This is a genomic window from Streptomyces sp. NPDC057565, assembly GCF_042801455.1.
Taxonomy (GTDB): domain Bacteria; phylum Actinomycetota; class Actinomycetes; order Streptomycetales; family Streptomycetaceae; genus Streptomyces; species Streptomyces yanii.
In genome coordinates this window covers 50,558-61,422 of sequence record NZ_JBHVFU010000016.1, presented here as the reverse complement: position 1 = coordinate 61,422, position 10,865 = coordinate 50,558, and the positions used below count along the sequence as shown (strand labels likewise).

General features: G+C 72.4%; 5 protein-coding genes and 1 pseudogene. 2 read left to right on the top strand and 4 right to left on the bottom strand.

The features are described 5' to 3' along the window. The 4 genes and pseudogenes from ACFU8W_RS26065 to ACFU8W_RS26050 form a co-directional block, all read right to left on the bottom strand. Positions 1–382 (bottom strand): annotated as a pseudogene (locus ACFU8W_RS26065) (hypothetical protein); the annotation flags it as partial. Positions 383–786: 404 nt separating this feature from the next. Then, complete coding sequence (gene prfB / locus ACFU8W_RS26060) at positions 787–1,893, bottom strand: peptide chain release factor 2 (RefSeq protein WP_384041665.1); 1,107 nt, start codon at positions 1,891–1,893, stop codon at positions 787–789. Positions 1,894–1,971: 78 nt separating this feature from the next. Further along, positions 1,972–3,210 (bottom strand): serine/threonine-protein kinase, encoded by a 1,239-nt coding sequence (locus ACFU8W_RS26055; protein WP_384041662.1) that lies wholly within the window; start codon positions 3,208–3,210, stop codon positions 1,972–1,974. Positions 3,211–3,366: 156 nt separating this feature from the next. Next, positions 3,367–4,989 carry a serine/threonine-protein kinase gene (locus ACFU8W_RS26050; protein WP_384041658.1) on the bottom strand — a complete coding sequence of 541 codons (1,623 nt, stop codon included), beginning with the start codon at positions 4,987–4,989 and terminating at the stop codon, positions 3,367–3,369. Between the two features lie 477 nt (positions 4,990–5,466). Here ACFU8W_RS26050 and ACFU8W_RS26045 point away from each other — a divergent pair, with 477 nt between their 5' ends. Together ACFU8W_RS26045 and ACFU8W_RS26040 are read left to right on the top strand one after the other, a co-directional pair. Continuing rightward, positions 5,467–9,204, top strand: coding sequence for an FHA domain-containing protein (locus ACFU8W_RS26045; protein ID WP_384041655.1), 3,738 nt, complete (start codon positions 5,467–5,469; stop codon positions 9,202–9,204). A gap of 292 nt (positions 9,205–9,496) precedes the next feature. Next, positions 9,497–10,864: an extracellular solute-binding protein gene (locus ACFU8W_RS26040; protein ID WP_345517823.1), complete on the top strand. Its 1,368-nt coding sequence runs from the start codon at positions 9,497–9,499 to the stop codon at positions 10,862–10,864. Position 10,865 lies beyond the last annotated feature (1 nt).

Genomic DNA, 10,865 nt, shown 5'->3' with positions numbered 1-10,865 from the left:
TGCCGTTGCCGCCACCGTTGTCGGCGGCACCACCGTTGTCGGCCGCGCCACCGTTGTCGGCGGCACCACCGTTGTCGGCCGCGCCACCGTTGTCAGCGGCACCACCGTTGCCGGCGCCGCCGTCGGAGGTCGTACCGCCCTGGCCTCCGTTGTCACCGCCGCCGGCCGCGTCGCTGCCGCCGTCGCTCTCGCCGTTCTCGCTACCGAGTCCGGCGTCGATACCCAGGCCGCTGTCGTCGGCCTGCGCGTTGACGGAGAGACCGCCGATGTTGACACCGATGCCGACGGCCTGCGCCGCGCCGGCAGCGGTCAGCGAGGCACCCGCGGCGATTACCGCACCTGCGGCTATCCGCGCGACGCGGACCCGCGTCTTCTTGGTCATCTGCTGCTACCCCCAGTAGCTGTTCTCGTCAGTGGAGCAGCCATATGCGGGCTCACGGCTCTGCCGGGGGTTGCGCACTCGGCCCGGGCCACGTCGCGCCGTGGCCAAGCCGCCCTCCCCGTTCACACCCGTCCCAGACATACGCATGCTGCAGTAGCACCCTGTCCAGAGATAAGGACTACGTCAAGCCCGTTCCGTGCAATGTGCACCGTTTTGCTGCCGGTTGACCGTCATTCAGAATCACGACTGTGACGCAGTCACCATGGCGCCCACGCAACTCGCAGCCCCAACTCCCTTTCCCGGGACGGAATTCCGTGTGCCGGCCCGGCCGGGTCGGCTAACGAGAACGGCGGTGCCGGAACCCCTCGAGGGGGCCCGGCACCGCCGTTCGTACGCTTCGGTGGCTACTTCTCGCGCTGCTTCCGCCAGCGGATGCCCGCCTCCAGGAAGCCGTCGATCTCACCGTTGAAGACCGCTTCCGGGTTGCCGATCTCGAACTCCGTGCGCAGGTCCTTGACCATCTGGTACGGGTGCAGAACGTACGAACGCATCTGGTTGCCCCAGGAGTTGCCGCCGTCGCCCTTGAGCGCGTCCATCTTGGCCTGCTCCTCCTGACGGCGGCGCTCAAGGAGCTTCGCCTGGAGGACGTTCATCGCGGACGCCTTGTTCTGGATCTGCGAACGCTCGTTCTGGCAGGAGACGACGATGCCGGTCGGCAGGTGGGTCAGGCGCACCGCGGAGTCGGTCGTGTTGACGCCCTGGCCACCCGGACCGGAGGAACGGTACACGTCGACGCGGAGCTCGGACTCGTCGATCTCGATGTGGTCGGTCTGCTCGACGACCGGCAGCACCTCGACACCCGCGAAGGACGTCTGGCGACGGCCCTGGTTGTCGAAGGGCGAGATCCGGACGAGCCGGTGGGTGCCCTGCTCGACGGAGAGCGTGCCGTAGGCGTACGGGACCTGGACGGCGAAGGTGGTCGACTTGATGCCGGCCTCTTCCGCGTACGACGTCTCGTAGACCTCGGTCTTGTACCCGTGCCGCTCGGCCCAGCGGATGTACATGCGCTGGAGCTTCTCGGCGAAGTCGGCGGCGTCGACGCCACCGGCCTCGGCACGAATGTTGACCAGCGCCTCACGGGAGTCGTACTCGCCGGAGAGGAGGGTACGGACCTCCATCTCGTCGAGCGCCTTCCTGACGGCCTCCAGCTCCCTCTCGGCCTCGGCGAGGGCGTCGGCGTCGCCCTCGTCCTCGGCGAGCTCGAAGAGAACCTCAAGATCGTCGATACGGCCGCGGAGGGTCTCGGTCTTGCGGACCTCGGCCTGGAGGTGCGAAAGCTTGCTGGTGATCTTCTGCGCCGCCTCCGGGTCGTCCCAGAGGGACGGCGCCGCCGCCTGCTCCTCGAGCGCGGCGATGTCCGCCCTCAGCGCTTCGAGGTCCAGGACGGCCTCGATCGACCCCATGGTCGAGGAGAGGGACTTCAGCTCTTCGGAAATATCGACGACTGCCACGGGTCCAGCGTAACGGCTGTCGGCCCGGACCATCCCCGGGCCGTCCTTTCCGCGGGGATCCATGCAGTCGCGGCGCGGTTACGGAGCCGCCGGCGCCGAATTCTTCGTGTCCTGCGGAGTCGCGTCCGCGTCGTTGCCGGCGAAGGCCAGCCAGCCGCCCACGCCCAGGGCCGCGCACAGCACCAGCGCCACCGCGCCCAGCGTGATCCGGCGCTTGCGGATGGCCGCCGACTTGTTCCGCGCCGAGCCCGGACGGGGCTGGCCGGGGGCGCGGGGGGCCCGGGCGGTGCCCCGGGGGCCGCCGGAGAGCTCGTCGGGGCCAGGGACGCGCATGCTGGTGTGGGTGTCCCGGTTGGAGTCCGGGGAGGCGCCGGGGACCAGCGGGACCGCGCCGCGACGGCGGGGCTCGTCGGGGGCCGGGGTGTACTGCTGCTCGTCGTAGGGCTGAGGTTCCGGTTCGGCGTCCGGCTCGTCGACATCCAGGGGCGGGATGCCGGCCAGCTGCGGGAGCTGCTCGCGCAGACGCGCCGCGAGCTCGGAGGCGCGCAGCCGGGAGGCCGGAGCCTTGGCCAGGCACTGCACCAGAAGCTGCCAGAGCTCCTCGGGGATACCGGGAAGCGGGACCACGGTCTCCGTGACGTGGCGGCGCAGCACCGCACCGGGGTGGCCGCCGCCGAAGGGCGTGAAGCCCCCGAGGAGCTCGTACAGCACCGTCGCGAGGGCATAGATGTCGACGGCGGCGCGCGGCGGGAGGCCCTCGACGATCTCGGGGGCCAGATAATCCGGCGTACCGATGATCTTCGTGGCCTTGGTGCGGCGCGGGGTGTCTATCAGCTTGGCCACGCCGAAGTCGGTGAGCAGCGCGGGGTGCGAGCCGCCGGGGCCGAGCGGCCCCTCCATGTCGAGCAGGATGTTCTCCGGCTTGACGTCGCGGTGGACCACTCCGGCGGCGTGCGCGGCCGCGAGGCCGTCGGCGACATCCGCGATGATCGCGACCGCTGCCTCGGGGGCGAGGCGGCGCTCGCGGTCGAGGCGGGTGCGCAGATCCGTACCGCGTACCAGGTTCATGACCAGCGCCAGGTCGTTGCCGTCCACGACGAGGTCGTGGACGCCGACGATGTGCGGGTGGTCGAGCCCCAGCAGCGCGGTGCGCTCCTGGACGAAGCGTCCGACCAGCTCCTGATCGGACGCGAGGTCCTCACGGAGCAGCTTGATGGCGACGGGGCCCTCAGGACCCTCGCCGAGCCACACCGTGCCGGCGCTGCCGCGCCCCAGGATCTGGTGGGCGGTGTACCGGCTGCCGATATTCCGTGCCAAGACTGCTCCCTCAGCGGCTGGCGTTGGACCCCCGGTCGACAAAGTTACGCGGCGATCGGGGTGTTACGTGCCCTGGATGGCGCCAACCTCCACTTCTGCGGGCGAAATCGCCCCGCAGAAGTCGACAAAGCTACGAAGTTGATGATGCGGGCTCTGTCAGGGGCCACTACTGCTGCCCAGTTTCGAGAGCCAGTCGGTGACGGAGGAGACCGCGTCGCCGATCGCGTTCCAGTAGCTCTGCCCCTGTCCGATCCAGTCCTGCAACGGCGTCAGTTCCCAGATCAGCCAGCCCGCGACGAAGAGCAGCACCACCGTGAACAGGCAGCCCTTGAGGCAGCCGAGACCCGGGATCTTCATCGGGTTGGCGCTGCGCTGCCTCGGCTCGCGGGGCTGGCGCGGGGCCGGCTGCTGCGGAGGCGCGTACTGCTGCCGCTGGGGCTGTTGCGGTTGCTGGCGGCGCTGGGGGTACTGCTGGGGCTGCTGCTGCGGGTACTGCTGGCGCTGCGGCTGCTGCTGGTGCTGCGGAGCCTGCTGCTGCGGCTGGCGCTGCGGCCGACGGCGCAGCGGATCCTGGCTCGGGTCGAGGTACTGGACCTGCGTCTGCTCGTTGCGGTCGCGGGCCGCCTGCAGCTGGGACTGCCACGGGTGCGGGCCGTCGGGCTGCGGCGGACCGTCGGGGCGCTGCGGTACGGGCGGCATGACCGCGGTCGGGTCGGCGTGCCCGCCCTGGCCCTGCCCCGGTCCGTACCCCTGGCCGGGTGAGTGCTGCATGACGCTGGTCGCCGCGTTCGGGTCGTACGCACCCGCATTGCTCGGCAGCACCTGCGTCGGGTCGGCCGCGCCGGGGGTCTCCGGCACGGCTGCGGGCGCCGGGTCGGGCGCGAGCAGGGCGCCCACGCCGTCGGCGGCCGCGATCTGCGCCGAGGTGGCGTGCACACCGATGCCGGCCGCGACGGTGCGCAGGCCGCGCGCCAGGTTCTCCGCGCTGGGCCGCCCGTCCGGGTCCTTGCTCAGGCAGCGCTCTATGACCGTCCAGAGCGGCGCCGGGACGGTGGTGGGGCGGCGGGGCTCCTCACTGAGGTGCCGGTGCAGGACCTCGAGGGCCGTGCCGCCGGAGAACGGTGGACGCCCGGTGACCAGCTCGTACAGCAGGATGCCCGCGCCGTAGATGTCGACGGCGGAGGTCTGCGGGCGGCCCTCGGCGGACTCCGGCGCCACATAGGCGGGCGTGCCGACGAACTCATGGGTCCGGGTCAGGCCCGGGGAATCGGCGAGTCGCGCGATGCCGAAATCGGTCAGCATCGGATGCATCTGGCCGTCGCGCTCGGACAGCAGGACGTTCGCCGGCTTCAGGTCGCGGTGGACGACACCGTCGGCGTGGCTGGCGGCGAGCGCGTCCGCGATCTGGGCGGTGAGGAGCGAGGCGGCCACGGGGGTGAGCGGGCCGTTCTCGCGGAGGTAGCGGTGCAGATCGGGACCGTCGACCAGATCCATCACGAGGGCGAGGAGATCGCCCTCGACGACCAGGTCGCGGGTGCGCACGATGTTCTCGTGGGTGAGCCGCAGCAGCACGGACCGCTCGCGCAGGAACCGCATCACCACGTCCGCGTCGTTGGCGAGCTCCTCCTTGAGGACCTTGATGGCCACGGTCTCGCCGGGCTGGCCGGCGACGGCCGCCTCGGAGCCTGCGGTCTCCCGCTGGCGGGCGCGCCAGACGGTGCCCGTCGCGCCGCGTCCCAGCGGCTCTTCGAGCAGGTACTTGCTGCCTACCGGCCGCACGTCATGCGCTCCCTGCTGATCGTGGTGCTTACGGCCCCCCGGGGCCCGCCCGGGAGTTTCCGGCCCACTCTAATGCCGCTCCGGGGGCTTCGAACGGGTCACCGGTCGTCACCTTCCGGTCATGGACAAGGTGTGAGCCATCGTGTCCGAAAGAAGACGCCCACACCGGACAGATGGTTGCCGCACAAATGTGCGCCCGGCCGGATTCCGACGATTGCCCGGCTTCCGTGCGCCGCTCCGGGTACCACCGCAAGCAGGCACTTTTGGGCCCACAGCCGACCTTTCAAGATCACTTCGAGGTGGCCCGCGGGCGTGTTGTCAGCGGCAGGTGCGAGGATGCCTCCAGCACGGAACTGTGGGGTCGGAGCCTCGCGGTACGTGACGACCTGTACCGGACGACGCGTCCGTGCCGGGTGGGGGGAATCACAGGGCGTTTCCCCTGCCGGGCAGCCCGCGCAGAAGGGACCGCTGACGGCGATGCAGATCCGGCTGACCGTCCTCGCGCCGCGCAGCGGCCAGACCCCGGCGCGCGCCTGCGACGTGCTCGTCACCGCCCCCGCGGGGACGGCACTCGCCACCGTGGCCTCCAACCTGGCCGCCGCCGTCTCCGGGCCCGACGGCTCGCTCGGCAGCGGCGCGGTGGTGCTGTTCGCCGGCCACGACCGGCTCGACGCGCAGCGGTGCGCGCTCGGCGAGCCGCCGCTGGTCGACGGCGCGGTGCTCTCGCTCCAGGTCCCCGGGGAGGACGAGACGGCGGCCGACGCCGTTCCGGCGCAGTTGCACGTGGTCGCGGGGCCCGATGCGGGCGGCGTCCATCTGCTGCACGGCGGACAGATACTGATCGGCCGGTCCGCCGACGCGGACGTCCCGCTCGACGACCCCGATGTGTCCCGGCTGCATTGCGCGGTGACGGTCTCCGAGGACGGCGCGGTCTCGGTCGCCGACCTGGGCTCCACGAACGGCACCTCGCTGGACGGTACGGAGGTCCGCGACCGCCCGGTCCGGCTGAGGCCGGGCGCGCTGCTGCGGCTCGGCGAATCGACGCTCCGGCTGACGTCGGGCTCGCCCACGCCGTCGCTGGCGACTGCGCCGGACGGCGAGGGGCATCTGCGGGTCGCACGGGCGGCGGGCAACCTCGCGGCGGAACCGAACGGATACGCCACCGGTCACGCGTACAGCGTGGGCGCCGCACACGTGGCGTACGAGGGCGGCGCGTCGGCCGGGTCGGACGACGGGGGCGCACGGGGCACCGCCCGGCGGGCGTCCGGCCGCTTCCCGAACGACCAGACGCCCCGGCGCGGCGGGATAGGGGCCTGGGCTCGCAGGCTGGCGGGGAACAAGAGCGAGGCGGCGCCCGACGAGGCAGGGGCGGTGGGCCTGCAGGGCCCGCTCGCGTCCGTACCGCGGCCGCGCTCGTCCTCGGCGGGAACATGGCCCGACCCGGCGGCCGTGCTGCTGACCGCGCTCGGGCCCGGGCCCCGGCTGTGGGAGCGCGACGCCCAGCACCCCGAGGCGCTCGTGGTCCGGCTCGGCACCACGGAGCGGGCGGAGCTGCCCGCAGTGCCGGTGACCGTGGGACTTCGGGAGGCCGGTTCGCTGGGGCTCGCCGGTCCGCGGGAGCGGCTGGCCGGGCTCGCCCGCTCGACGGTGGCGCAGCTCGCCGCGCTGCACTCCCCGGCCGACCTGGAGATCGTGCTCATCAGCACGGACCGTGCCCGCAGCGCCGACGAGCGCAGGCGCGAGTGGGCATGGCTCGGCTGGCTGCCCCATCTGCGGCCGATGCACGGGCAGGACTGCCGGCTCCTGCTCGCGTACGACCGTGAGCAGGCGACGGCGCGCACGACGGAGCTGATGCGCCGGCTGGACGACGGGCCGCTCGGCACCGGCTGGGCCAGTGTCGACCGGAGCACGGTCGCCGAGACCGCCCGGCGGTACGAGGGGCCGTACACCGTGGTGATCGTCGACGGCGACCCCGGATCCGCGGTGCTGCGCGAGACCACGGCACGGCTGGCCGCCGCGGGTGCGGCAGCCGGGATCCATCTGATCTGTCTGGCCGAGACGCCGGCCGCTTCGCCCACCTCGCCCGTCGCGGCGACATACGAGGCGGCCTGCCAGGCGTCGATCGCCTTCCGCGAGTGCGGAGCGGTGGCGATGCTGAGCGGCGACGTGGCGACGGCACTGCGGCTGCTGCGCACAGCGGGCGGACAGGCTGCGGGCCACGGCACCGTGGCCGCCGTGGACGCGGTGTCGGTGGCGTGGGCGGAGCGGTTCGGGCGGGCGCTCGCACCCCTGCGTACGGAGGGTCGGGCGACCGCGCCCGGCCGCCCACCGGCAGCAGCCCTCCCCCGGTCCGCCCGTCTGCTGGACGAACTGGGCCTGGCCAGAGCCACCCCGGCTTCCCTGCTGGCCCGCTGGGCCTCGACCTCCGAGATCCAGCCGGGGGCGACGGTGCGTGGGGCGGGGAGCTGGAGCGGCGGTGGCGGCGTCACCGGTTCCGCCGGTGCCGTCGATCCGGAGGCGGCAGCCGTGGACGCCCGCGGTTCGGGCCGTACGCCATACCCGGGCAGCGCGGGCCCTCGCGTGGGGGCACAGCGCACGGTGCCGGTCCCGGGCCCGGCGGGAGCCGACGCCCAGAGGTCCGATGAGGACTACGGACGGGGGTCGGGGCGCACCGCATATCCCGGCAGCGAGTCGTCGGGCTCGGGCCGTACGCCGTACCCGGGGAGTGAATCCGCCTGGTCCGGCCGCACGCCGTACCCGAACGGTGAGACGTCCAGCACATCGGGCCGCATTCCGTACCCCGGGACGGCGAACGACACGCACGCAGGCATGTCACGACATGCCTTCGGCCGCGACGAGGGCCGTACAACGGCCGGTTCGGGCCGCACCCCCTACCCGGGCACGGACACCCCCGGCTCAGGCCGCACCCCCTACCCGGGCATGGACAGCCCGGGTTCCGGCCGCACCCTGTACCCGGACACCGACCCGTCCGGCTCGGGCCGCACTCCCCACCCCGCCGCGCCCGCACCTCACGTCGGTGCGCAGCATTACGGCGGCGCGCCCGGCGACTTCGCCGGCTCCCGCGCCGTTCCCGGGACGGAGCATGCAACGGCCACCGGCACGCCCATGGCCGCCACCGCCGCGCCCGGCACCGCAACCTCGCCCCCACCCGCCGCCTCTGCCGGGCGGCCCGTCGTCGTTCTCGGGGCCGGGGCCAGGGGCGCAGTCAGTGTCGATCTGGCCGATGAAGGACCCCACCTCCTCATCGAGGGCCCGGCGGGCAGTGGACGTACGGAGTTGCTGCGCGCCGTCGCCGCCTCGCTGGCCGCTGCCGCCCGGCCCGACCGGCTCGGCATCCTGCTGGTCGACGGAGCCGGTGGTGAGCGCGGCGAAAGCCTGCATCCCTGCGCGGAACTTCCGCATGCGTTCACCCATTTGGTCGCCTCCGATCCGGTCAGAATGCGCGAGTTCGCCCAGGCCCTGGGCGGCGAGCTGAAGCGGCGGGCCGAGCTGCTCGGGCGGCTCGACTTCAACGACTGGCATGCCCGGCACGACGTGGCGCAGCAGACGGTCGGCCGACGCGCCCTCAGCACCGCCGAGCAGCGCGGTGACCTGGACCCGGCGATGAGCGGCACGCTCCGGCTGCGGCCCGCCGCCGCGCGGTCCGCGGATCCCGGTCCGTCGCCGCTGCCCCGGCTCGTCGTCCTCGTCGACGACTTCGACGCCCTGGTCGCCCCCGCGCTCGGCAGCCCTGGACGGCCCGCCGCCGGTTCGGTCGTACGGGCGCTGGAGTCCGTCGCCAGGGACGGCGGCCGGCTGGGCGTGCATCTGGTCGCGACGTCCGCCCGTGCCGACCGCACGGAGGACACGGAGCTTGCCCGTGGGGCGCGGCTGCGCGCGGTGCTCGACGCACCCGTCGTCGCACCCTCGCCGGAGGATCCGGCACCCGGCCGCGGCCGGCTGGGACATCCGGACGGGCGGGTGACGCCGTTCCAGGGCGGCCGGGTCACGGGCCGCATTCCGCGCACCGCGACCCTGAGGCCCACCGTCGTCCCACTGGAGTGGGAGCGGATGGGCGATCCGCCGACCCGGCGCCCGGTCCGGGAACTGGGCAACGGACCGACGGACCTGGCGTTGCTGGCCAGCGCTCTGGACCGGGCCGCCCGTTCGGTGAACGCCGAGCGAATAGCTCCGCTCGAGCCCTACCACTCCTGAGAGGTCCTCACCCCGGTCGCCGGTGCGGCCTCGGCCTCCCCCATGGCCTCAAGGGCATGGGGGAGGCCCCCTCGACGGGCTTCATCCGCAAGCCCGTCCGACGACCCGAAGAAGACTGACTTCACGTCACGAGCCCATCACAATCGATCAGTTGGGGCTGAAAGCGGTATTGCGGCGTCCGTGCACCGGGCGTAGGACTGTGCGCACAGGACGACCTGATGGACGAGCGGCACCGCCGACCCACCGGCGGTCCCGCCCGTCCGTTCACGCGCACAGGAGAGACGGGGCAGCGATGCGCACAACGCTTCGGATTCGCAGGGCCGCGATGGTGTTCACCGCCGTCGGCGCACTGGCCCTCACCGGCTGCGGCGACGACGGCGGCAGCGGAAAGGGAAAGACGAGCGGAGGGTCCGGCAGTGACGAGCCGAGCTCCTCGGCCGTCGCACTGCCCAAGCTGGACGGCGAGAAGATCTCGGTCGCGGCCGTCTGGACCGGGCCCGAGCAGGCCAACTTCCTCAAGGTCCTCAAGGAGTTCGAGAAGCGCACGGGGGCCACGGTCACCTTCGTCCCGGCGCAGGACCCTATCGTCAACTTCCTCGGTACGAAGATCGCGGGCGGCCAGCCGCCGGACGTCGCGATGATCCCGCAGGTGGGTGCGATCAAGCAGGCTGTGGAAAAGAAGTGGGCCAAGCCGGTCGGCGCCGAAGCGAAAGCGCAGCTGGCGAAGAACTACGCGAAGGTCTGGCAGGACCTCGGCGCGGTGGACGGCACCCAGTACGGCGTCTACTTCAAGGCCGCCAACAAGTCCCTGATCTGGTACAACGCCAAGGCGTTCGAGAACGCGGGGGCGAGTGAGCCGAAGACCTGGAAGGACTTCATGGCGACGGCCGAGACGGTCTCCGCCTCGGGTGTCACCCCGGTCTCGGTCGGCGGCGCGGACGGCTGGACGCTCACCGACTGGTTCGAGAACGTCTACCTCTCCCAGGCGGGCCCGGAGAAGTACGACCAGCTGGCGCAGCACAAGATCAAGTGGACCGACCCGTCCGTCAAGGACGCGCTGACGACGCTCGCCGAACTCTTCGGCAAGCCGTCCCTGATCGCGGGCGGCGCCGACGGTGCCCTGCAGACGGAGTTCCCGGCCTCGGTCACCCAGACCTTCACCGGCGGTGACCAGCCGAAGGGCGCCATGGTCTTCGAGGGCGACTTCGTCGGCGTCAACATCGCTCAGACCAAGGCGAAGATCGGCACGGACGCCAAGGTGTTTCCGTTCCCGGCGGTCGGCGCCGAGTCGCCCGTGGTGACCGGCGGCGACGCGGCAGTGGCGCTGAAGGACAGCAAGGGCGCCCAGGCCCTGCTGACCTGGCTGGCCTCGGCCGATGCCGCGAAGATCTGGGCCGAGCAGGGCGGATTCATCTCGCCGAACAAGTCCCTGGACGCCGCCGCGTATCCGAACGAGGTGCAGCGCACCATGGCGAAGGCGCTGATCGCGGCCGGTGACGCAGTCCGGTTCGACATGTCCGACCAGGCCCCGCAGTCGTTCGGCGGGACGCCCGGGAAGGGCGAGTGGAAGACGCTCCAGGACTTCCTGAAGAACCCGAAGGACATCGCGGGGACCCAGGCGAAACTGGAGTCCGACGCGGCCAAGGCGTACAAGAGCTGAC